The following is a 21,654-nucleotide window of genomic DNA, read 5'->3' as shown; positions in this document are numbered from 1 at the left end:
GCAATGACCAAAGTCGATTTCTACATCCTGCCCAGCGCCGATCCTTCGGCGCGGCTGGATTTCGCCTGCAAGCTCACGGAAAAGGCCTGGCGCATGGGCCACCGCATCTACCTGCATTGCAGCGATGCCGCCCAGCGCGAGGACCTGGACGCCCGCCTGTGGGCCTTCAAGGGCGAGAGCTTCGTGCCCCATGGCCCGGCCGAAAACGAACCCGAGGGGCTGATTGTGCTGGGGCTGGGGGATGACTGCGGTCAACACCAGGACCTGCTGGTCAACCTCGACCTGAAAGTGCCGACTTTTGCCCAACGCTTCGCCCGTGTGGCGGAAGTAGTGGTCGAAGACCCGGCCATCCGGCAAGCCGCGCGGGAGAGTTTCCGTTTCTACCGCGAACAGGGCTATCCTCTGCAAGACCACCGTTTACAGCGACTCTGAGCCTACGATGGACACTCCAAAACCGCCGCAAAAACCCGCTCATCTGCTGGATGACCTCGAGTCGATCCGCCAACTGCTCGGCGACGACAACCTGCAACCGCCGCTGTTGACCGACACGGTTGTGCACGAGCCGGTGCACGATGAACAGATCCCCCTGCTGTTCGACCCGATCAACGGCCAGCCCGAGCCCAAGCCTGCCGCCAAGGCCGAGACCAAGGGTCCGGACGCGTTGCTGCACCTGGAAACCGAACTGCGTGCCGCCGCACAGCTGATCCTGCAGGACGTCATCGACGACTTCGCCCCGCACATCGAGACCGAGATCAAGCGCCGGCTGGATGCGCGGATGGAGCGGTTGCTCAGTCAGTACGAGTAATCATCAACCGGGTTATGCCTGCTTCTGTGGCGAGGGAGCTTGCTCCCGCTCGGCTGCGAAGCAGCCGTAACACTGGCGAGCAGCCCCCATCTCACTCACCTTGATACTTTGGGGGCCGCTTCGCGCCCCAGCGGGAGCAAGCTCCCTCGCCACGGGGATTTGTTGCGCCTGTTATTAACCACTCGCTGCGTACTGGCTCGCCCTGCGTCCTTCGCCCCGCTATACTTCCCGGCTTTTCCTGAATAAATGCCAATAGGGTCCCGCCGCGCATGGATAAGACCTACCAGCCGCACGCCATTGAAACTTCCTGGTACAACACCTGGGAGTCCGAGAATTATTTCGCTCCGCAAGGCGCGGGCGATTCCTACACCATCATGATCCCGCCGCCGAACGTCACCGGCAGCCTGCACATGGGCCACGGCTTCAATAACGCGATCATGGACGCCCTGATCCGTTTCCGTCGCATGCAAGGTCGCAACACCTTGTGGCAGCCGGGCACCGACCACGCCGGTATCGCCACGCAAATGCTGGTGGAGCGGCGCCTCGAAGCCCAGGGCCAGAGCCGCCATGACCTGGGGCGCGAGAAATTCCTCGAGAAAGTCTGGGAATGGAAAGACGAGTCCGGTGGCAACATCAGCCGCCAGATCCGTCGCCTCGGCTCGTCGGTAGACTGGAGCCGCGAACGCTTCACCATGGACGACGGCCTGTCGGAAGCGGTGAAAGAAGCCTTCGTGCGCCTGCATGAAGACGGGCTGATCTATCGCGGCAAGCGCCTGGTCAACTGGGACACCAAGTTGCACACGGCGATTTCCGACCTCGAAGTGGAAAACCACGACGAGAAAGGTTTCCTGTGGAACCTCAAATACCCGTTGGCCGACGGCGCCAAGACCGCCGAAGGCAACGATTACCTGATCGTCGCCACCACGCGTCCGGAAACCATGCTCGGCGACGCTGCCGTCGCCGTAAACCCGAACGACGAGCGCTACAAGGCGCTGATCGGCCAGTTCGTGGAACTGCCGTTGGTGGGCCGGCGCATCCCGATCATCGGCGATGATTACTGCGACCCAGAATTCGGCACCGGCTGCGTGAAAATCACCCCGGCCCACGACTTCAACGACTATGAAGTCGGCAAGCGCCACAACCTGCCGCTGCTGAACATCTTCGACAAGAACGCCAACGTGTTGCCGGCGGCTCAGGTGTTCAACCTCGACGGCACGCTGAACGAAAGCGTCGACGGCAAGCTCCCGGCCGAATATGCCGGCCTCGATCGCTTCGAAGCGCGCAAGCAGATCGTCGCGGCATTCGACGCCGCCGGCCTGTTGGTCAGCGTCGATGATCACGCCCTGAAAGTCCCCAAAGGCGACCGCTCCGGCACCATCATCGAGCCGTGGCTGACCGACCAGTGGTACGTGTCCACCAAGCCGCTGGCCGAGCCAGCGATTGCCGCGGTGGAAGACGGCCGCATCCAGTTCGTGCCCAAGCAATACGAAAACATGTACTTCTCGTGGATGCGCGACATCCAGGATTGGTGCATCAGCCGTCAGCTGTGGTGGGGCCATCGCATCCCGGCCTGGTACGACGAGTCGGGCAAGGTCTATGTCGGCCGCGATGAAGCCGAAGTCCGCGCCAAGCACAACCTGGGTCCGGACGTTGCGCTGCAACAGGACAACGACGTACTCGACACGTGGTTCAGCTCGGGCCTGTGGACCTTCTCTACACTGGGCTGGCCGCAACAGACCGAGTTCTTGAAAAAATTTCACTCCACTGACGTGTTGGTCACCGGCTTCGACATCATTTTCTTCTGGGTCGCCCGGATGATCATGATGACCATGCACTTGATGAAAAACGAGGACGGCACCCCGCAAGTGCCGTTCAAGACCGTCTATGTCCACGGCCTGGTGCGCGACGGCCAAGGCCAGAAGATGTCCAAGTCCAAGGGCAACGTCCTGGACCCGCTGGACATCATCGACGGCATCGACCTGGAGAGCCTGGTGCAGAAGCGCACCTCCGGCCTCATGCAGCCAAAACTGGCGAAGAAGATCGAGAAAGCCACCCGCGAAGAATTCGCCGAGGGCATCGCCAGCTACGGCACCGACGCCCTGCGCTTCACTTTCTGCTCGCTGGCATCCACCGGTCGCGACATCAAGTTCGACATGGGCCGCGTCGAAGGCTACCGCAACTTCTGCAACAAGATCTGGAACGCCGCGCGCTACGTGCTGGATAAAGGCGAGGACTGCGGCCAGAACGGCGAAGCCTATGAATTGACCCTGGCCGATCGCTGGATCATTTCGCAGTTGCAACGCACCGAGGCCGAAGTGACGCGCCAGCTGGACCAGTTCCGTTTCGACCTGGCCGCACAAGCCTTGTACGAGTTCATCTGGAACCAGTATTGCGACTGGTACTTGGAGCTGTCCAAGCCTGTGCTGTGGGATGAAAACGCACCGGTCGAACGCCAGCGCGGCACCCGTCGCACCCTGGTGCGCGTGCTGGAAGTGGCCCTGCGCCTGGCGCATCCATTCATGCCGTTCATCACCGAGGAAATCTGGCAGCGCATCGCACCGCTGGCGGGCATCCAAGGCAAGACGATCATGTTGCAACCTTGGCCTGTGGCCAACGAAACCCGCATCGATCCGGCGGCCGAAGATGACATCGAGTGGCTCAAGACCTTCATGCTAGGCCTGCGCAACATCCGCGCCGAAATGAACATCGGCCCGGGCAAGCCGTTGACCCTGTTCCTGAAGAACGCCAACGCCGAAGACCTGCGCCGTCTCAACGAGAACGAGGCCCTGCTCAAGAAACTGGCGAAGCTGGAATCGGTGACCGTCCTGGCGGCCGGCGAAGAAGCGCCACTGTCGGCCACTGCCCTGGTCGGCGAGATGGAAGTGCTGGTGCCGATGGCCGGCCTGATCGACAAGGCGGCGGAACTGGCGCGCCTGGACAAGGAAATCCTGCGCCTCAAAGGCGAAGTGCAGCGCGTCGGCGGCAAGCTGTCCAACGCCGGCTTCGTCGACAAGGCTCCGGCCGAAGTCATTGAGAAGGAACGGGCCAAACTGGCCGAGGCGGAACAGGCCTTGGGCAAGCTGGCCGAGCAGCACGCGCGGATTGCCAGTCTGTAACGGCGGTTTGCATTGAAAAAAGGAGGCCCTGGTGGCCTCCTTTTTTTTGCCTGGCACTTTCTTACTACCGCTGCACACTCCTCTGTGGGAACGGGCTTGCTCGCGAAAGCGGTGGATCAGATAGCCTATTTGTTAACTGACACACCGCCTTCGCGAGCAAGCCCGCTCCCACATTTAATCGGTGCAGGCCTCAAGACCAGGCTGGATGTGGGACAATGCCCGCCATTCTTGAGCCACCCCCCGAATCGACCCGCCCATGACCACCCCCCGCACACCCAAGCCTGCCCGCCAAAAACCCAAGTCTGCCCCGCAGGACAAACCCTTGGCACCACGCGAGAAAGCCAGCCTGCACCCGCGCAATCGCCACCAGGGCCGCTATGACTTCCCAGCGCTGATCAAATCCACGCCTGAGTTGGCCAGGTTTGTGATCATCAACCCCTATGGCAAGGAAAGCATCGACTTCGCCAGTCCCGAAGCCGTGCGGGTGTTCAACCGGGCGCTGCTCAAGTCTTTCTATGGCATTGCCCATTGGGATATCCCCGCCGATTACCTGTGCCCACCAGTACCTGGCCGGGCGGACTACGTGCATTTCCTGGCGGATCTGCTCGCTGAGCATAACGAAGGCGAAATCCCACGCGGGGCGGCGGTGAAGGTGCTGGATGTCGGCACTGGCGCGAACTGCGTCTATCCGCTGATCGGCCACAGCGATTACCGCTGGCACTTCCTGGGCTCGGAGATCGACCCGACGGCCATCGCCTCGGCCAAGGCCATCGTGCAATCCAACGGGTTGAACAAGGCCATCCAGTTGCGCCAACAGGCCAACCGCAAGCAGATCCTCCTCGGCCTGCTGGAGGACGCCGAGCGGTTCGACCTGACGATGTGCAATCCACCGTTCCACGCCTCCCTGGAAGAAGCGACCCGGGGCAGCCAACGCAAATGGCGCGCATTGGGCAAGGCCGACCCGAAACGCAAATTGCCGGTGCTGAACTTCGGCGGCCAGGCCGCGGAGCTGTGGTGCGAGGGTGGGGAAGCACGCTTCGTCACGCAACTGATTGGCGAAAGCGCGCAACTGGCCGGGCAAGTGCTGTGGTTCAGCACGCTGGTGTCGAAGGCTTCGAACCTGCCGGCGATTCAGGCCGCGTTGAAGAAGGCCGGCGCCGTGCACAGCCAAGTGGTGGAAATGTCCCAGGGTCAGAAGCAAAGTCGTTTCGTCGCTTGGACCTTCCAGACCGAGGCCCAGCAGCAGGCCTGGCGCCAGGCGCGCTGGATTCGCAAGGATTGAAGGCGACCTCCTGTGGCGAGGGAGCAAGCTCCCTCGCCACAAAAGCCGCGCCATGAGGGATTTATCCCCTCACCACAGGCCCCTTTATCCAAGGCAATAAAAAACCGTGCCCGGATCGCTCCGCAGCACGGTTTTTTTACAGCGGTCTTACTTGTTGACCGCGTCGGTCAGGCCTTTGGCCACAACCAGCTTGATCACTTTCTTGGCAGCGATTTCGATGGCAGCGCCAGTCGAAGGGTTGCGGCCGGTACGGGCAGGACGCTCGGTGACTTTCAGCTTGCCAACGCCTGGCAGAGTGAGTTCGCCGCCGTTTTCCAGCTGATCGGCAACGATTTGGCCCAGTTGGTCCAGCAGTGCACGCACGGTGGTTTTCGGCGCGTCTACAGCTTCAGCCAAATCAGCGATCAGTTGGTCTTTAGTAAGAGCCATGTAGTGTTCCTTCCCTATCAAATTCATATGGATTGCAGAGTGCAGTGTCAGCCATCGAGCCCGATCTCTCTTGATCAGGCACCCTCGGCAATCACCGCGACGGATCGGGGTAATAGATGCCGAAAACCGGGTTTGGTTCGACCTGACAAATGCTGAATGCACGCTTAACGCAGTGAGTTCGCGTAAGACCGGGCAAAACTAGCACAACGCCTGTGAAATATCCGCCTCTAGCTACCCATTTGGTCAGGTTTCTTGCGCTAAAACGGTAAAAAAGTGCATATGGGTTGTCGGAAGGGTCTGAAAGGGGCTTTGCCGGGTTCCAAAACCAGTGATTGCGGTACACTGGGCCCTTTTTCGGGGAGCACGCCCTCCTCTCTTTCATCAGCCGAGAAACCCATGCCGATCCGTCATTGCATCGTCCACCTGATCGACAAGAAACCCGACGGCACCCCTGCCGTGCTCCATGCCCGCGACTCCGAACTGGCGGAGTCCACGGCCATCGAGAACATGCTCGCCGACCTCAACGAGAGCTACAACGCCAAGCAAGGCAAGGCCTGGGGCTTTTTCCATGGCGAGTCCGGCGCACATCCGTTCAGCGGCTGGCTGAAGGAATACCTCGACGGCGGCAAGGACTTCACCGCTTTCAGTCGCGTGGCGGTGGAGCACCTGCAAAAACTGATGGAAGAATCCAACCTGTCGGTGGGCGGCCACGTATTGTTCGCCCATTACCAGCAGGGCATGACCGACTACCTGGCCATCGCCCTGCTGCACCACAGCGAAGGCGTGGCGGTGACCGATGAGCTGGACGTGACCCCGTCCCGCCACCTGGACCTGGGCCAACTGCATCTTGCGGCGCGGATCAACGTGTCGGAATGGCAGAACAACAAACAATCCAAACAGTACATCTCCTTCATCAAGGGCAAGAATGGCAAGAAGGTCTCGGAATATTTCCGTGACTTCATCGGTTGCCAGGAAGGCGTCGACGGCCCCGGCGAGACCCGCACCCTGCTCAAGGCCTTCAGTGATTTCGTCGAGAGCGAAGACCTGCCCGAAGATGACGCCCGAGAGAAAACCAAGACCCTGGTGGATTACGCCAGCAGCCAGGCCAAGCTCGGCGAGCCGATGGGCTTGGAAGAACTCTCCGAATTGATCGACGAGGATCGCCCGAAAGCCTTCTACGACCATATCCGCAACAAGGACTACGGGTTGTCGCCGGAAATCCCTGCGGATAAACGCACCCTCAACCAGTTCCGCCGCTTCACGGGCCGTGCCGAAGGGTTGTCCATCAGCTTCGAAGCGCACTTGCTGGGTTCCAAGATTGAATATGACGAAGAAGCCGGCACGTTGATCATCAAGGGCTTGCCGACATCGCTGACTGACCAGCTCAAGCGGCGTAATTGATGCTCGGTGGGGTCCTGAAGAAATTCCTGCTGATTCTGCTGGTGGTTGTGGCGTATCAGAACTGGGGGAAGATCGAGCGAGTGTTCAACCCGTCACAAATGGTTTCCGAGCAGGTCCGGGGCAACGCCAGGGTCGTGTTGTACGCCACCGACTGGTGCGGCTACTGCAAGGCGACCCGGCGGTTCCTGGATGAAAAAGGCGTGCCGTTTCGAGAATTCGATATCGAAAAAGACGCCGAGGCGCGCAAGGCCTACGAGGCGCTGGGCGGCCGGGGAATCCCGATCCTTGACGTGAATGGCACGTTGATTCGCGGGTATGAGCCGGAAAACATTCTCAAGGCACTGACCGCCACCCGTTAACCGCCACCACCCCCTGTGGGAGCGATCTTGCTCGCTCCCACAGGTCATTCGTTGCTCAGCGAGCCTCAATCCGGAACCCGAACCGCGGGAAGTGCACATGCACCGACCCGCCACGCCCGTCTTCGCGGCGCAGGATCAGTTCTTCGCGACCGGCAAACAGCAACTCCCCGGCCACCGGATCGACGCCATAGTCAGTCGCGGCGATCGATACTTGCTGCCCCTTCGCAAACCCGTTCGGCTCTTCGAACGACTCATCCGGCAGCGCCGCGGGTGCAGCGTTGCGGGCCACTTCCAGGGCTTCTTCGGAACTCATCGCACTCGACGCACCATGGCCGAACCCCAACACCCGCGCCAACCATGCCGAGACAGCCGGATACGCATCCACCAAGGGTGAAGTCACCGGCGTGCCCTTGAGGAACCACAGCGGATGGGCCATGGCGAAATCGGCAATCGAAGGGTCACCCAGCAGGAAGTCGCCTTCCTCGCGCTGCAGCTGTTGCTCGAGGCGCGCCATGATCGTTGGCCACTGGTGCTTGGCTTGTTCGGCAGACAAGCGAGTGGTGGTGCCGCCACTGAACAGCCCCGCGCGGTCACTGATGAACGCCTTGATCGCTTCGGGTGGCAGCTTGGCAAAACGCACGGCGACCGATTCCGGCTGGAACACCAGGCTCACCGCATGCTGGAACACCACCGAATCGGCCCACGCTGCGAAGGACGCCGCGATCATTTCCCGGCCTTCAGGGAACAGCGCCGGCGAGGCTTTTTCCTGTTCCAGTCGACGGGCGATCAGGGATGTATCGCAATAGATATCCGCACCGACCTGCAATACCGGGGTCTTGCGGTAGCCGCCCGTCAGCGCTGTCAGGTCGGGCTTGGGCATCATTGGCGGGATATGCACCGAGCGCCAGGACAGCCCTTTGAAACCCAGCAACAGACGGGCCTTTTCCGCGAAAGGAGACGTCGGGTAATGATGAAGGATCAGCTCTGACATGAGATTCGCCACTGCAGGAAGTAAGCCCGCAGCTTAGCGCGCCATGGTCGGGCGGCCTACCCTCCTGATAAGCGCCTATCAGCCTGGCTGATGAACCTGCGCGGCACTCGCGACCAGGCATTCCTTGGCGCTTTTCCTGAGTTTTTTGATCAGCCGTTCCTGGCGCAGGGCTTCGCCCTTGTCGCGACAGGCTTCGGTATACACCAGCGCCACCGCCGGGCTGGAAAGAAAGAATCGTGCGCCCTTGCCGCTTTGATGCTTGGCGAAACGCCGCACCGGATCATCGCTGATGCCGCAGTACAGCGAGCCGTTGGCGGCCCGCACCAAATAGACGAACCAAGGCTTGTCCGGTGCGACCGGGCCTTGCACAGGCAAGTCGGAAGATTCGATGGCAGTCGTCACAGATGTTCAACGGGTATGTGGGAACCAGCGGCGATCTTATCAGCGACTGGCCTGGAACGCCCGCAGCCCCTTGAGCGCCTGGGCCCTGACCGCGTTGCGCACCAACGGTGTCCAGCCCAGCAGCAGGCCCTTGGTGCCCAGCGCCTGACGCGACCAGCGCCACAGGTCAAAGCTGTCGTGGTGCTCGCAGATCTTGCCGTCGCGAAAGACGAACCGCGCCTGGATGTCATTGATCACCACATTGCCGGTCTGGCTGAACAGGTAGGTCGCCACCCAGTGAGCGCCGCCGGTACGTTCATCGCTGCGCACGTTATCGAAGGTCAGGGAAAAGTCCTTGGCCCGGGTGGTGAGCATGCGCCACATGTCGCCGGCATCACGCCCACGCAGCTCGCCGAACGCCGGATCGCTGAACACCACGTCGTCGGTGTAGCACGCGCTCATGGCCTCGGCGTCCAGGCGCTGGAAGGCCTGGTAGAAACGGGGGATCAAAGCGTTGTGGGCATCACTCATGGGCAAACTCCGAAAAATGTTTCAGTAAACCTGCACGTTAATCTGCCGCTGCCGGAAACACTATCGTCATTCGCCATGAAAATGATATCAGCGAAGATCCGTAGCCCTTTCGCTGGTGACGCCCACGTACAACGCCCGACCGGCCCCGACACCCGCAATGATCGCGCCCAGCCCTATCAGCCCGAAGATCCAGCCCAAGGCATTCCAACCCCCGGTCAGGTCGTGGACCACGCCCACCGCGAACGGCCCGAGCGATGCCAGCGTATAACCGAAACCCTGGGCCATGCTGGACAGGTTGGCGGCGACGTGGGCATCGCGCGAACGCAGCACGATCAGTGTGAGCGCCAGGCTGAACGTCGCGCCTTGTCCCAAGCCCAGCAGGATGGCCCAGCCCCACAAACCTTCAAGGGGTGCATAAAGGCAACCGAACAGCCCGCCCAAGGCCATGACCATGACGATCACAATCGCCAGGCGCTGGTCCTTGCCGCGCGTTGCCAACCAGGGCGCCGCCAGGGAACTGATCAACTGCACGATAACCGAGCCGGACAGCACCAGCCCGGCCTGGGTCGGCGTCAGGCCTCGCCCAATGAGAATCGAGGGCAGCCAGCCGAACACGATGTAGGCCAGGGAAGATTGCAACCCCATGTACAACGTCACCTGCCAGGCCAGGGGATCACGCAGCAAGCCACGCACCCGATACGCCGCCTGGTGGGCGCCGTGCCTGGAACCCACTTGCGGCAACCAGAACACCGCGGCCAGCAGCGCCGGAACCACCCAGAAACCCAGGCCAAGTGACCAGCTGTCGCCCAAGTGCTCGCTCAAGGGCACCGTCGCGCCCGCAGCCATCGCCGCACCCAGGCACAGCGCCATGGTGTAGACACCGGTCATGGCGCCGGCCTGCTTGGCAAAGTCGCGCTTGACGATACCCGGCAACAGGACGCCGATCACGCCAATGCTCGCGCCTGCCAGGATACTGCCGGCGAACAGCCCGACCTGGCCGAAAGAACTGCGCAAAATGATTCCGCCAGCCAGCGTCAGCAAAATCCCCAACACCACGCGCTCGGCACCAAAGCGCCGCGCCAACACCGGCGCCAGCGGCGCGAACAGGCCCAGGCACAGCACCGGCAGCGTTGTCAGTAAACCGGCCTGGGCAGCCGACAGACCGAGGCTTTTGGAAACCTCGCTGAGCAATGGCGCCATGCTCGACAACGCAGGACGCAAGTTCAGCGCCACCAGAATCAGCCCAAGCAGCAATAGCCAGGGCCTGCGCACCAGCGGATGGCTTTGTTGGACCTGCGCGTCGTCGGCTTCGGCGTCGATCAGCAGTTCTTCGAGTTCGGCGGCGCGCTTGGGCGCCGTCGAAGGGGTACGGTCAAGCAGATTGCGGGACATGGAACGCTCGGATTCAGGGTTCATTGATCAACTGTCGGCACAGGGCCTTGGCCCGTTGCGGATCCTGTCGTTCGACGGCGTCGAGGATTTCGCCGTGCAGGTCGAACACATGTTGATGACGAGGAACGATGTTGAGGCTCTGGCGCAGTTGCGCGCCGATCACACTGGAAAAATAGCGATACAACTCGCTGAGGGCCGGGTTGTGCGCGGCATCCACAAGGAGACGGTGGAACACCAGGTCGCAGGCGATGTAGTGCTCCAGATCGCCGTGATAATGCTCGCCACTGGTTCTCAGCGCCTGGCGCAAGGCACGCAAATCATCATCGGTGCGCCGCAACGCAGCCAGGCCGATGGCCTCGACTTCGAGGATATGCCGGGTTTCACGGGCCTGATCCAATGAACAGCGAGACAGCACCTTGAGAGTGTCCAGCGGATCCACCGTCGCCCGGACATAACTGCCGTCGCCCTGGCGGATTTCGATCAACCCGGAAAAAGCCAGCACGCGCATGGCTTCGCGCACGGTGTTGCGGCTGATACCCAGCTCGGCCACCAACTCGGGCTCGGTGGGCAACCGTTGCCCCACGACCCACACGCCATCGCTGATGCGCTGGCGCAGCTGGTCCAGCGCCTGATCGACCAAGGATCGCTTAATTAATGGAGAAATGTCTGACATGGAACCCACTCTTTCATCCAATCATAGGATGAATTTTCTGACATGTTAGTCAGCTTCGCGTAGGACGACAACCGCCTAGGGTCAACGGGAGGTAAAGAAACGAGATTTTCGATTAGTCAAAATTACCCTTTGAGGGTAATTTTAAGGACAAGGCACGCCGTTCTATGGAAAAGAACACACCCCACTACGCCTTGGCGGCGATACAGGCAGATGTCAGGCGGCTTAAAGGGAAAGCTTTCACCAGCACTGCGAAGAACACTGCTCGGACGCTCGGTTTAAACGTCTCAGACATGCAGCAGGTCATCCATGGGCTTGAGCGAAAACAATTCTACAAATCGATGACCACCTATGACGATCATCGAGTCTGGCATGACGTCTACCACGCCAATTCACACGGTCTGCAGATTTACCTGAAGGTGACGTACCGCCCCAGCGGAGGCCCACCGGTAATTTCCTTCAAGGAGAAAAACTCATGAAACACCAGCAATGCTTCAGCTGTGGAGCCCCGGAAGGCATGTTGCATTTCGAAGGTCGCGGCGAAACCATGAGCGTCAAGGGACTGGAACGCCGGGTCGATGACTTGTCTGGCTGGGAATGTCGGATGTGCGGCGAAGTCGAGCTCGATTCAAGCTGCTCGGATCGCTACGACCACGCAGGTGATGAGCTGGTCAACGCGGCCAGGCGAATGATCGGCGAAGAGATCAAACGTGTCCGGCGCAAACTGCATCTATCGCAAAAGGAAGCGGTACTGCTGCTATCGGGCGGTGGACACAATGCGTTTTCCCGCTACGAGCGCGGCGAGGTAGTGCCACCCAAGGCGTTGATCTTGCTGATGCGCCTGCTTGATCGCTATCCGCATTTGCTTGCCGATGTCCATGCCTTCGCTGAAGACGCAGACTTGCGGCAATTCAAAACGACGGTGCACAAGGAACACGAGACCCTCACGGCTTGCTGAGCGGCCCATTAAAAACAAACCCGGACGAGTCCGGGTTTGTTTCACTGCCTAAGGCCGGATCAATGCAGGATCTGGCTCAGGAACAGCTTGGTGCGGTCGTTCTGCGGGTTGTCGAAGAAGTCGTTCGGCGCGGCCTGTTCGACGATTTCACCCTTGTCCATGAAGATCACGCGGTTGGCCACGGTGCGGGCAAAGCCCATTTCGTGGGTCACGCAGAGCATGGTCATGCCGTCTTCAGCCAGGCCGATCATGGTGTCGAGTACTTCCTTCACCATTTCCGGATCGAGCGCAGAAGTCGGCTCATCGAACAGCATGATCTTTGGCTTCATGCACAGGGCACGGGCGATGGCCACACGCTGTTGCTGACCGCCGGAGAGCTGGCCCGGGTATTTGTGCGCCTGCTCTGGAATGCGTACGCGTTCCAGGTAGTGCATGGCGATTTCCTCGGCCTTGCGCTTGGGCATCTTGCGCACCCACATCGGCGCCAGGGTGCAGTTCTGCAGGATGGTCAGGTGCGGGAACAGGTTGAAGTGCTGGAACACCATGCCGACTTCACGGCGGATCGCTTCGATCTGCTTGAGGTCGTTGGTCAGTTCCACGCCGTCGACCACGATGCGCCCTTGCTGGTGCTCTTCGAGGCGGTTGAGGCAGCGGATGGTGGTGGACTTGCCGGAACCCGACGGGCCGCACAGCACGATACGCTCGCCCTGCTTGACGTTCAGGTTGATGTCCTTCAACACGTGGAACTGGCCGTACCACTTGTTCACGCCCTGCATCTGAATAATGCCTTCAGGGCTCACAGGCTGTTTGATCGCTTCACTCATGAGTCAACTCCTAACGCTTGTGGCCAGTGTCCAGCTTGCGTTCCAAATGCATGGAATAGCGGGACATACCAAAACAGAAAATCCAGAACACCAGGGCGGCAAACACATAGCCTTCGGTGGCCATGCCCAGCCATTTCGGGTCGGCGGCAGCTTGTTTCACGCTGTTGAGCAGATCGAACAGGCCGATGATGATCACCAGGCTCGTGTCCTTGAACAACGCAATGAAGGTGTTGACGATACCCGGGATCACCAGCTTCAGGGCTTGCGGCAGAATCACCAGGCCCATGCTGCGCCAGTAACCCAGGCCCATCGCTGCGGCCGCTTCGTACTGGCCCTTGGGGATGGCTTGCAGGCCGCCGCGCACCACTTCGGCCACGTAGGCCGACTGGAACAGGATCACTCCGATCAACGCCCGCAGCAGCTTGTCGAAGTTCATGCCTTCGGGCAGGAACAGCGGCAGCATCACCGAGGACATGAACAACACCGTGATCAACGGCACGCCGCGCCAGAACTCGATGAAGGTCACGCAGACCACACGAATCGCCGGCATATTCGAGCGGCGCCCCAGGGCCAGGACGATGCCCAGCGGCAGCGCGCCGACAATACCGACCGTGGCGATTACCAGGGTCAGCATCAGGCCGCCCCATTGGCTGGTCGCTACGGTGTCCAGGCCGAACACGCCACCGTGCAGCAGGCACCAGGAAATGATCGGGTACAGCACCAGGAAGCTCAGGCCGTAGATCGCCTTGCGCGGGAAGCGCGAGATGAACAGCGGCGCTACGCCGATCACTGCCAGCCACACGGTCAGGTCTACGCGCCAGCGCAGGTCCGTCGGGTAGTAACCGTACATGAACTGACCAAAACGCTGCTGGATGAACACCCAGCAGGCGCCCTCCTTGGTGCAATCGGCGCGGGTGGTACCGACCCAGTTGGCATCGAGGATGGCCCACTGCAGCAGCGGCGGGACGATCAGGTAAATCAGGTAGAACGCGAACAGCGTCAGCAGCGTGTTGATCCAGCTGGAGAACATGTTGGCGCGCATCCACGCCACCACGCCGATGCTGCTGCCCGGCGGGGGCATATCAGGTTTGAAAGTATGAGTCGTCATGCGCGTTTCCTCACCGCTCGATCAGCGCAATGCGCTTGTTGTACCAGTTCATCAGCAAGGAAATGCTGATACTGATCGCCAGGTACACACTCATGGTGATCGCAATCACCTCGATGGCCTGGCCGGTCTGGTTCAACACTGTGCCGGCAAACAGCGAAACCATTTCCGGGTAGCCGATACCGGCCGCCAGGGAGGAGTTTTTCGCCAGGTTCAGGTATTGGCTGGTCAGTGGCGGAATGATCACACGCAAGGCTTGCGGGATGATCACCTTGCGCAAGGTCGGACCGTTGCGCAGCCCCAGGGAACGGGCCGCTTCGGTCTGGCCGTGGCTCACCGACTTGATGCCCGAGCGTACGATCTCGGCGATGAACGCTGCGGTGTACACCGTCAGCGCCAGGGTCAGGGCCAGCAGTTCCGGGATCAGCACCCAGCCACCGACGAAGTTGAAGCCCTTGAGTTCAGGCATTTCCCAATGCACCGGCGCACCAAAAAGCAGCGCGCTCAATGCCGGAATCACCAGGAACAGCGCCAGGCCGACCCAGAACTTATGGAACGGCTCGCCGGTCGCCTCGAAACGCTTGTTGGCCCAGCGCGTCATCAGCACGATGGCGACAATCGCCAGCACAACGCTGATCACGAACGGCCAGAACCCTTCGGCCACCAGCGCGGCCGGCATGTTCAGGCCCCGGCTGCTGACAAAGAAGGTATCGCCGAAGTTATGGGCAGCGCGCGGGCCGGGCATGCTGAGGAATACGGCAAAGTACCAGAACAGGATTTGCAGCAGCGGCGGGATATTACGGAAAACCTCTACATAAACGGTCGCCAACTTGGAAATGATCCAGTTCTGCGACAGGCGCGCCACGCCAATGATGAACCCGAGGATGGTCGCCAGGATCACGCCGATGACGGTCACCAGCAGCGTGTTGAGCAACCCGATGACAAAGACGCGGGCATAGCTGTCCGCTTCGGTGTAGTCGATCAGGTGTTGGGCAATGCCGAAACCGGCACTGCGCTCCAGGAAGCCGAAACCGGAAGTGATGCCCCGGTGTTGAAGATTGGTCTGTGTGTTATCGAACAGAAACCAGCCCAGCGCGATAACCGCCACGACAGTGACGACTTGAAATACCCACGCACGCACTCGTGGATCGCTGAGGCTGAGCCTCTGCTTAGGTGCGCCGATTGAATTTTGCATGAAGTGCCCCGCAAAGAATGGAACAGAACATCACCCGGTGGTTGGCCCACCGGGTGATAGAACCATCAGCGCACTGGTGGTGCGTATTGAATGCCGCCAGCGTTCCACAGCGCGTTCAGGCCGCGATCGATTTCCAGCGGAGTGCCCTTGCCGAGGTTGCGCTCGAACATTTCGCCGTAGTTGCCGACTTGCTTGACGATCTGTACGACCCAGTCTTTCGGCAGTTTCAGGTCTTTGCCGTATTCACCGTCAGCACCCAACATACGAGCGACGTCAGGGTTCTTGGTGGACTTGGCTTCAGCTTCAACGTTTTTCGAGGTCACACCGGCTTCTTCGGCGTTGAGCAAGGCGTAGCCTGTCCAGCGCACGATGGCCAGCCACTCGTCGTCGCCATTGCGCACGACTGGGCCCAGTGGTTCCTTGGAAATGGTTTCCGGCAGAACGACGTAGTCTTTCGGCGAAGCCAGCTTGCTGCGCTGGGCGAACAGCTGGGACTTGTCGGAGGTCAGTACGTCGCAACGACCGGATTCCAGCGACTTGGCGCTTTCATCGGAGGTGTCGAAAGTGATTGGGGTGTACTTCAGGCCGTTGGCGCGGAAGTAGTCGGAAACGTTCAGTTCAGTGGTGGTACCGGCCTGGATGCAGATGGTTGCACCGTCCAGTTCCTTGGCGCTCTTGACGCCCAGCTTGTTGTTGGCCAGGAAACCGATGCCGTCGTAGTAGGTGATGAAGCCTGGAAACTTCAGGCCCATGCCCGCGTCACGGGAGCTGGTCATGGTGGAGTTGCGCGAGAGCATGTCGATTTCGCCCGATTGCAGCGCGGTGAAGCGCTCCTTGGCGTTCAACTGGCTGAACTTGACCTTGGTCGCATCGCCAAATACCGCAGCGGCCACGGCACGGCAGAAGTCAGCGTCGATGCCGACGATCTTGCCGGTCGAATCAGGCACCGAGAAACCCGGCAGGCCATCGCTTACGCCGCATTGCACAAAGCCTTTCTTCTGCACGGCATCCAGGGTTGCACCCGCCTGAGCGAACCCGCTGACACCGAGTACTGCTGCAGCAGTCACGACAGCCAGGGTGGATTTCAGTAACTTCATTCAAACCTCCAGTTTTGCTCTTGTTGTGTCGGAGCTCGAGCCCTGTCGCACCCTTTTGGGGCATTGCCGACCCTTGTTGGCTTTTTTTAGGGTCAACCGACGTCTGGACCTTCGCTATGAGTCTAATAATGAGGATGTCCGTAAACAGTGGTCATGCCCATCTCTCACCAAACGGCCGAACGGGCTGTAGCCCTTCACGTTCGCGAAGCCCGTAGCGGCTATTGGCGAACATTCATCACCGGATTTCTGATATCCCATGCGGCGCGGCTAACTGATAGTGTTACCGCGCAGCGTAAGAATCATCACTCAGCATCCCCATAGCAAAGCCCGTACCAGACCGCTGCGCTTAGGCCATGCAAAACACGTCAAGACAAAAACTTTCAACTTTGCGACATCTAATTAACTGAGGCACCGGGAACGCACTGTAATCACGCACTGATTGGGCGCACCCGCACAAATTTGGAGCACAACCATGACCGACCCCCTGATTCTCGAGCCCAGCGGCACTGCCGACGCGTGTGTTATCTGGCTCCACGGCTTGGGCGCCGATCGTTATGACTTCATGCCGGTCGCTGAAATGTTGCAGCAAAGCCTGCTCACGACACGTTTCGTTCTACCCCAGGCGCCGACCCAACCCGTAACGATCAACGGCGGCTACGCCATGCCCAGTTGGTACGATATCCGCGCCTTGAGCCCGGCCCGGGCCATCGATGAACAGCAGCTGGAAGCTTCGGCACAACGGGTCATCGATCTGATCGAAACCCAGCGAGCCAGCGGAATAGACGCCTCGCGGATTTTCCTGGCGGGATTTTCCCAAGGCGGCGCGGTGGTCTATCACACGGCTTTCGTGAAATGGCAGGGCCCGTTGGGGGGCGTGATCGCACTCTCCACTTATGCACCGACTTTCAGCGAAGAACTGCAGCTGTCGGCCAGCCAGCAACGTATTCCGGTGCTGGCGCTGCACGGACAGTACGATGAAGTGGTACTTAACCCCATGGGGCGGACGGCGAAAGAGTATTTGAAGCAGCATGGTGTCACCGTGATATGGCAGGAATACCCAATGGGCCACGAAGTGTTACCCGAGGAGATTCGCGACATCGGCAACTGGCTGGCCGAGCGGTTGCGCTGAGGCCAATCGCCACGCCAGCCCTTTGATGATCACACTACGCCGCGCCCGTTTCTTGCATTACACTGGCCGGCGTACATTCCTTAACCAATCGATGAGATGACCGTGCTCAAAGCACTCAAGAAGATGTTCGGTAAAAGCGAGGCCGAGCAGCTCGCGCCTGGCGCAAGCGCCCCTGTCCACGCCCCGAGCCGTACCGATGCGCCACAACCGCGCCGGGCTGCCCCCGTTGCACAGGCAAACAAAGAGCCCGCCGCCCAGCCTCTTATCGCTCCAGAACCCGAAAAACCACGCAACGACGCCCCCAAGCCACGCCGCGAACGCGCGCCAAAACCGCCGGTCGTCGCCTGGAAGCTCGAGGACTTCGTCGTAGAACCCCAGGAAGGCAAGACCCGCTTCCACGATTTCAAGCTCGCCCCAGAATTGATGCACGCCATCCAGGACCTGGGTTTCCCGTATTGCACGCCCATCCAGGCGCAAGTGCTGGGCTATACCCTCGCCGGCAAGGACGCCATCGGTCGCGCCCAGACCGGCACCGGCAAGACCGCCGCATTCCTGATTTCCATCATCACCCAACTGCTCCAGACCCCGCCGCCCAAGGAACGCTACATGGGCGAGCCGCGAGCGCTGATCATCGCGCCGACCCGCGAGCTGGTGGTGCAGATCGCCAAGGACGCCGCCGACCTGACCAAGTACACCGGCCTGAACGTCATGACGTTCGTGGGCGGCATGGACTTCGACAAGCAGCTCAAGCACCTCGAAGCCCGCCATTGCGACATCCTGGTCGCCACACCGGGCCGCCTGCTGGATTTCAACCAGCGCGGCGACGTGCACCTGGACATGGTCGAAGTGATGGTGCTGGACGAAGCCGACCGCATGCTCGACATGGGCTTCATCCCGCAGGTGCGCCAGATCATTCGCCAGACCCCACCGAAAAGCGAACGCCAGACCCTGCTGTTTTCCGCGACCTTCACCGAAGACGTGATGAACCTGGCCAAGCAGTGGACCACCGACCCGTCCATCGTCGAGATCGAAGCCGAGAACGTCGCCAGCGAAAACGTCGAGCAGCACATCTATGCGGTGGCCGGTGCCGACAAGTACAAGCTGCTCTACAACCTGGTCAACGACAACGGCTGGGAGCGGGTGATGGTGTTCGCCAACCGCAAGGACGAAGTGCGGCGTATCGAGGAACGCCTGGTGCGCGACGGCGTCAATGCCGCCCAACTGTCGGGCGACGTGCCCCAACACAAGCGCATCAAGACCCTGGAAGGTTTCCGCGAAGGCAAGATCCGCGTGCTGGTCGCCACCGACGTGGCCGGTCGCGGCATTCACATCGACGGCATCAGCCACGTGATCAACTTCACCCTGCCGGAAGTGCCGGATGACTACGTGCACCGCATCGGCCGTACCGGTCGTGCGGGCGCCGCGGGTGTATCGATCAGCTTCGCCGGTGAGGATGACTCCTATCAGTTGCCGTCCATCGAGGCGCTGCTGGGGAAAAAGATCAACTGCGAAACCCCGCCGACGCATCTATTGCGGGCGGTTGAGCGCAAGCGGCCTTAATCGCTATCGCCGATCCTGAAAACGCAGCCGAAATGGCTGCGTTTTTTTTCGCCTGGGATATTGCCCGATTAAACTAAAAGTCCATAATGGACAAATTAGTTTATAAAAAGCACCCGGAGCCCCCATGACCACCACGCCCTATGTGATGACCCAAGCCCAGGCCCGAGAACTGCTCGGACACGTCGATGTGCCGCAAACCCTGCGCAAGCTGTTTCGCGACCTCGCCGCCGGGAAAGCGGTGCAACCGTCCCAGCAACTCGTGGAATTTCCCCAGGGCGCCGGGGACTTCATCAATTATCTGGGCGTGCTGGCCGAAGACCAGGTCTACGGGATCAAGACCTCGCCCTACATCGTGCGCGAACAAGGTGCGCTGGTTACCGCCTGGACGTTGCTGATGTCGATGCAGACTGGCCAGCCGCTGCTGCTGTGTGATGCCAGCGAACTGACGACCGCTCGCACCGCCGCCACCACCGCCGTTGCCGTGGATGCCCTCGCCCCGCTCCAAGCCCGACGCCTGGCGGTCATCGGCAGCGGTGCGGTAGCGCGGGCGCACGTGCAATACGTCAAGGGCCTGAGGGATTGGCAAGGTATCAGCCTCTATTCGCCCAGCCTGAAAGGCAAAACGGCACAGGAACTGGCGTTGCTCACCGGCCTGGACCCACGCCTGCAAATCGCCGACAGCCTGCAAGCCGCTTTGAAGGACGCCGATGTGGTGATGCTCTGCACGTCGTCCGCCAAAGCGGTGCTCGACCCGAGCACGCTCGGCAAGCCAACCCTGATCACCTCCATCAGCACCAATGCGCCGCGAGCGCACGAAGTACCGCCCCAAAGCCTCAGCGACATGGACGTGTTCTGCGACTATCGCCAGACCACGCCAGGCTCTGCCGGGGAAATGCTGATCGCCGGCGAACAGTTCGGCTGGCAGGCGTCGAGCGTTGTCGGCGACTTGCCCGACCTGCTCAGCGAACGAGTCGCGCGACCGAACTATGACCGCCACGTGTTCTTCCGCTCCATCGGCCTGGGGCTGGAAGACGTTGCGCTGGCGAATGCGCTTTACCGGATGCACCAGCAAATCTGACCCAAACTGTTCCCCTGTGGGAGCGGGCTTGCTCGCGAAGACGGCAGCACATTCACCATTGATGTGGCTGTTACACCGCTTTCGCGAGCAAGCCCGCTCCCACAGGGTTTGGCGAACGCCCGGCACCGTGCTCGACAGGAGAGCTTCATGGCTTCAGCAGACTTCATCATCATCGGCGGCGGTATCGCCGGTGCTTCCACCGGTTACTGGCTGGCCCCCCACGGGCGGGTCATGGTGCTCGAACGCGAATCCCATCCGGCCTACCATTCCACCGGACGTTCGGCGGCGCTGTACACCGCGGCCTATGGCACGCCACAGGTGCGGGCGCTGACCCAGGCCAGCCGGGACTTTTTCGATGCCCCGCCAAGTGGCTTCTGCGAACATCCCTTGCTCACCGCGCGGGGCGAAATGACCGTGGACTTCACCGGCGACCCGGCCGAGTTGAACAATCAGTACCTCAGCGCCAAGGCGACGGTGCCGCAGATGCAACTGCTCAGCGCCGAAGAAGCCTGCGTGCGGCTGCCGATCCTGCGGCGGGACAAGGTCCACGGCGCGATCTACGACCCCACGGCTTGTGACATCGATACCGACGCGCTCCACCAAGGCTACCTGCGCGGTATTCGCCGCAATGGCGGTGAAGTGCATACCGACAGTGAAGTGCTGGGCTTGAGTCGCGACGACCAGGGATTGTGGCACGTGGAGACCGCCAGCCAGACCTTCAGCGCACCTGTGTTGATCAATGCAGCCGGTGCCTGGGCCGACCAGGTCGCCGACATGGCCGGCGCCCGGAAGCTGGGGCTGCAACCCAAGCGGCGCGCGGCCTTTATCTTCGCCGGCCCAGAGGGTGTGGATATTCATGACTGGCCGATGCTGGTCAGCCTCGACGAATCCTTCTATATGAAGCCCGACGCCGGCATGTTTCTCGGCTCACCGGCCAACGCCGACCCGGTGGAACCTCACGACGTGCAGCCTGAAGAACTGGACATCGCCATGGGGATCTACCAAATCGAAGAAGCCACCACCCTGACCATCCGCCGACCGACCCGCACCTGGGCCGGTTTGCGCAGTTTCGTGGCCGACGGTGACCTGGTAGCCGGTTTCGACTCACAAGTGCCCGGACTGTTCTGGGTCGCGGCCCAAGGCGGCTACGGCATCCAGACCTCTCCAGCCATGGGCCAGGCCAGCGCGGCGCTGGTGCGTGGCGAACCGTTGCCCGAGGCCTTGACCCGTTTCGGCCTGAGCAACGCCATGCTGTCGCCGATACGCCTGGGTTGATCCCACCCAGGTGACGCATCGCCTCGATTGCGGCACACTCCCCGCGCCCCTGTTCCACGGGGCGCTGACGCTGCCA

22 protein-coding genes are annotated in these 21,654 nt (G+C 60.9%); 12 read left to right on the top strand and 10 right to left on the bottom strand.

Annotation, left to right across the window (positions count from 1 at the left end):
* Nucleotides 1-3: 3 nt before the first annotated feature.
* The 4 genes from AD663_RS04745 (at nt 4) to rlmF (ending at nt 5,203) form a co-directional block, all read left to right on the top strand.
* Nucleotides 4-432, top strand: a complete 429-nt coding sequence (locus tag AD663_RS04745; RefSeq protein WP_053213354.1) for a DNA polymerase III subunit chi — start codon at nt 4-6, stop codon at nt 430-432.
* Nucleotides 433-439: 7 nt separating this feature from the next.
* Entirely contained in the window at nt 440-805 is a 366-nt protein-coding gene (locus tag AD663_RS04740) for a hypothetical protein (RefSeq protein ID WP_003178357.1), read from the top strand.
* Between the two features lie 269 nt (nt 806-1,074).
* The gene (locus AD663_RS04735; RefSeq protein WP_003178354.1) at nt 1,075-3,921 is read left to right on the top strand and encodes a valine--tRNA ligase; all 2,847 of its coding nucleotides are present in this window, start codon (nt 1,075-1,077) and stop codon (nt 3,919-3,921) included.
* A 256-nt stretch (nt 3,922-4,177) separates the two neighbouring features.
* Nucleotides 4,178-5,203 (top strand): 23S rRNA (adenine(1618)-N(6))-methyltransferase RlmF, encoded by a 1,026-nt coding sequence (gene rlmF / locus AD663_RS04730; RefSeq protein ID WP_003178351.1) that lies wholly within the window; start codon nt 4,178-4,180, stop codon nt 5,201-5,203.
* A 147-nt stretch (nt 5,204-5,350) separates the two neighbouring features.
* Here the strand turns inward: rlmF and AD663_RS04725 are convergent, their stop codons facing one another.
* Entirely contained in the window at nt 5,351-5,632 is a 282-nt protein-coding gene (locus AD663_RS04725; RefSeq protein WP_003178349.1) for an HU family DNA-binding protein, read from the bottom strand.
* A gap of 396 nt (nt 5,633-6,028) precedes the next feature.
* Between AD663_RS04725 and yejK the strand changes: the two genes are divergently transcribed.
* Nucleotides 6,029-7,033, top strand: coding sequence for a nucleoid-associated protein YejK (gene yejK, locus AD663_RS04720; RefSeq protein WP_003178348.1), 1,005 nt, complete (start codon nt 6,029-6,031; stop codon nt 7,031-7,033).
* Nucleotides 7,033-7,392 (top strand): glutaredoxin family protein, encoded by a 360-nt coding sequence (locus tag AD663_RS04715; protein WP_053213353.1) that lies wholly within the window; start codon nt 7,033-7,035, stop codon nt 7,390-7,392. The genes yejK and AD663_RS04715 overlap by 1 nt, the downstream gene beginning before the upstream one ends.
* Before the next feature lie 55 nt (nt 7,393-7,447).
* On the opposite strand, the gene AD663_RS04710 is transcribed toward AD663_RS04715, so the two are convergent.
* From AD663_RS04710 to AD663_RS04690, 5 genes are all read right to left on the bottom strand, one after another.
* Nucleotides 7,448-8,383 (bottom strand): glutathione S-transferase family protein, encoded by a 936-nt coding sequence (locus AD663_RS04710; RefSeq protein WP_053213352.1) that lies wholly within the window; start codon nt 8,381-8,383, stop codon nt 7,448-7,450.
* A 78-nt stretch (nt 8,384-8,461) separates the two neighbouring features.
* On the bottom strand, nt 8,462-8,785 hold the full coding sequence (locus AD663_RS04705) for a GIY-YIG nuclease family protein (RefSeq protein ID WP_003178342.1): 324 nt from the start codon (nt 8,783-8,785) through the stop codon (nt 8,462-8,464).
* Nucleotides 8,786-8,824: 39 nt separating this feature from the next.
* Nucleotides 8,825-9,295, bottom strand: coding sequence for a nuclear transport factor 2 family protein (locus tag AD663_RS04700; protein WP_053213351.1), 471 nt, complete (start codon nt 9,293-9,295; stop codon nt 8,825-8,827).
* Between the two features lie 87 nt (nt 9,296-9,382).
* Nucleotides 9,383-10,711, bottom strand: a complete 1,329-nt coding sequence (locus tag AD663_RS04695) for a CynX/NimT family MFS transporter (protein WP_053213350.1) — start codon at nt 10,709-10,711, stop codon at nt 9,383-9,385.
* A complete protein-coding gene (locus tag AD663_RS04690; RefSeq protein WP_003178336.1) occupies nt 10,701-11,360 on the bottom strand; it encodes a FadR/GntR family transcriptional regulator in 660 nt (219 codons plus the stop codon). Before AD663_RS04690 ends, AD663_RS04695 begins: the two co-directional genes overlap by 11 nt.
* A gap of 164 nt (nt 11,361-11,524) precedes the next feature.
* Between AD663_RS04690 and AD663_RS04685 the strand changes: the two genes are divergently transcribed.
* Nucleotides 11,525-11,836: a type II toxin-antitoxin system MqsR family toxin gene (locus tag AD663_RS04685; RefSeq protein ID WP_053213349.1), complete on the top strand. Its 312-nt coding sequence runs from the start codon at nt 11,525-11,527 to the stop codon at nt 11,834-11,836.
* Nucleotides 11,833-12,315 carry a type II toxin-antitoxin system MqsA family antitoxin gene (locus AD663_RS04680; protein WP_053213348.1) on the top strand — a complete coding sequence of 161 codons (483 nt, stop codon included), beginning with the start codon at nt 11,833-11,835 and terminating at the stop codon, nt 12,313-12,315. The genes AD663_RS04685 and AD663_RS04680 overlap by 4 nt, the downstream gene beginning before the upstream one ends.
* A gap of 59 nt (nt 12,316-12,374) precedes the next feature.
* Here AD663_RS04680 and AD663_RS04675 read toward each other — a convergent pair whose 3' ends face one another.
* The 4 genes from AD663_RS04675 to AD663_RS04660 all read right to left on the bottom strand — a co-directional run bounded on the left by AD663_RS04675 (nt 12,375) and on the right by AD663_RS04660 (nt 16,536).
* Complete coding sequence (locus AD663_RS04675; protein WP_003178331.1) at nt 12,375-13,139, bottom strand: amino acid ABC transporter ATP-binding protein; 765 nt, start codon at nt 13,137-13,139, stop codon at nt 12,375-12,377.
* 10 nt (nt 13,140-13,149) lie between these two features.
* A complete protein-coding gene (locus tag AD663_RS04670) occupies nt 13,150-14,247 on the bottom strand; it encodes an amino acid ABC transporter permease (protein WP_003178330.1) in 1,098 nt (365 codons plus the stop codon).
* A gap of 10 nt (nt 14,248-14,257) precedes the next feature.
* Nucleotides 14,258-15,439 (bottom strand): amino acid ABC transporter permease, encoded by a 1,182-nt coding sequence (locus AD663_RS04665; protein WP_003178329.1) that lies wholly within the window; start codon nt 15,437-15,439, stop codon nt 14,258-14,260.
* Between the two features lie 65 nt (nt 15,440-15,504).
* Nucleotides 15,505-16,536 carry an amino acid ABC transporter substrate-binding protein gene (locus AD663_RS04660; protein WP_003178326.1) on the bottom strand — a complete coding sequence of 344 codons (1,032 nt, stop codon included), beginning with the start codon at nt 16,534-16,536 and terminating at the stop codon, nt 15,505-15,507.
* A 472-nt stretch (nt 16,537-17,008) separates the two neighbouring features.
* Between AD663_RS04660 and AD663_RS04655 the strand changes: the two genes are divergently transcribed.
* From AD663_RS04655 to AD663_RS04640, 4 genes are all read left to right on the top strand, one after another.
* Complete coding sequence (locus tag AD663_RS04655; protein ID WP_003178325.1) at nt 17,009-17,665, top strand: alpha/beta hydrolase; 657 nt, start codon at nt 17,009-17,011, stop codon at nt 17,663-17,665.
* A 96-nt stretch (nt 17,666-17,761) separates the two neighbouring features.
* Nucleotides 17,762-19,225: an ATP-dependent RNA helicase RhlB gene (rhlB, locus tag AD663_RS04650; RefSeq protein ID WP_003178323.1), complete on the top strand. Its 1,464-nt coding sequence runs from the start codon at nt 17,762-17,764 to the stop codon at nt 19,223-19,225.
* 124 nt (nt 19,226-19,349) lie between these two features.
* A complete protein-coding gene (locus tag AD663_RS04645) occupies nt 19,350-20,303 on the top strand; it encodes an ornithine cyclodeaminase family protein (protein ID WP_053213347.1) in 954 nt (317 codons plus the stop codon).
* A 147-nt stretch (nt 20,304-20,450) separates the two neighbouring features.
* A complete protein-coding gene (locus AD663_RS04640; protein WP_003178320.1) occupies nt 20,451-21,578 on the top strand; it encodes an FAD-binding oxidoreductase in 1,128 nt (375 codons plus the stop codon).
* The last annotated feature ends 76 nt before the right edge of the window (nt 21,579-21,654 follow it).

This window comes from Pseudomonas sp. Q12-87, assembly GCF_001269755.1.
Taxonomy (GTDB): domain Bacteria; phylum Pseudomonadota; class Gammaproteobacteria; order Pseudomonadales; family Pseudomonadaceae; genus Aquipseudomonas; species Aquipseudomonas fluorescens_S.
Note: the sequence above shows the minus strand (reverse complement) of the source record. Positions and strands in the feature narration are given on the sequence as shown.

Coding starts and splice junctions, on each gene's coding strand:
- AD663_RS04735 (WP_003178354.1), top strand. CDS start 1,075: ATGGATAAGACCTACCAGCCGCACGCCATTGAAACTTCCTGGTACAAC.
- AD663_RS04640 (WP_003178320.1), top strand. CDS start 20,451: ATGGCTTCAGCAGACTTCATCATCATCGGCGGCGGTATCGCCGGTGCT.
- AD663_RS04675 (WP_003178331.1), bottom strand. CDS start 13,139: ATGAGTGAAGCGATCAAACAGCCTGTGAGCCCTGAAGGCATTATTCAG.
- AD663_RS04745 (WP_053213354.1), top strand. CDS start 4: ATGACCAAAGTCGATTTCTACATCCTGCCCAGCGCCGATCCTTCGGCG.
- AD663_RS04660 (WP_003178326.1), bottom strand. CDS start 16,536: ATGAAGTTACTGAAATCCACCCTGGCTGTCGTGACTGCTGCAGCAGTA.
- AD663_RS04655 (WP_003178325.1), top strand. CDS start 17,009: ATGACCGACCCCCTGATTCTCGAGCCCAGCGGCACTGCCGACGCGTGT.
- AD663_RS04740 (WP_003178357.1), top strand. CDS start 440: ATGGACACTCCAAAACCGCCGCAAAAACCCGCTCATCTGCTGGATGAC.
- AD663_RS04680 (WP_053213348.1), top strand. CDS start 11,833: ATGAAACACCAGCAATGCTTCAGCTGTGGAGCCCCGGAAGGCATGTTG.
- AD663_RS04685 (WP_053213349.1), top strand. CDS start 11,525: ATGGAAAAGAACACACCCCACTACGCCTTGGCGGCGATACAGGCAGAT.
- yejK (WP_003178348.1), top strand. CDS start 6,029: ATGCCGATCCGTCATTGCATCGTCCACCTGATCGACAAGAAACCCGAC.
- AD663_RS04665 (WP_003178329.1), bottom strand. CDS start 15,439: ATGCAAAATTCAATCGGCGCACCTAAGCAGAGGCTCAGCCTCAGCGAT.
- AD663_RS04725 (WP_003178349.1), bottom strand. CDS start 5,632: ATGGCTCTTACTAAAGACCAACTGATCGCTGATTTGGCTGAAGCTGTA.
- AD663_RS04715 (WP_053213353.1), top strand. CDS start 7,033: ATGCTCGGTGGGGTCCTGAAGAAATTCCTGCTGATTCTGCTGGTGGTT.
- rlmF (WP_003178351.1), top strand. CDS start 4,178: ATGACCACCCCCCGCACACCCAAGCCTGCCCGCCAAAAACCCAAGTCT.
- AD663_RS04710 (WP_053213352.1), bottom strand. CDS start 8,383: ATGTCAGAGCTGATCCTTCATCATTACCCGACGTCTCCTTTCGCGGAA.
- AD663_RS04645 (WP_053213347.1), top strand. CDS start 19,350: ATGACCACCACGCCCTATGTGATGACCCAAGCCCAGGCCCGAGAACTG.
- AD663_RS04690 (WP_003178336.1), bottom strand. CDS start 11,360: ATGTCAGACATTTCTCCATTAATTAAGCGATCCTTGGTCGATCAGGCG.
- AD663_RS04670 (WP_003178330.1), bottom strand. CDS start 14,247: ATGACGACTCATACTTTCAAACCTGATATGCCCCCGCCGGGCAGCAGC.
- rhlB (WP_003178323.1), top strand. CDS start 17,762: ATGACCGTGCTCAAAGCACTCAAGAAGATGTTCGGTAAAAGCGAGGCC.
- AD663_RS04700 (WP_053213351.1), bottom strand. CDS start 9,295: ATGAGTGATGCCCACAACGCTTTGATCCCCCGTTTCTACCAGGCCTTC.
- AD663_RS04695 (WP_053213350.1), bottom strand. CDS start 10,711: ATGAACCCTGAATCCGAGCGTTCCATGTCCCGCAATCTGCTTGACCGT.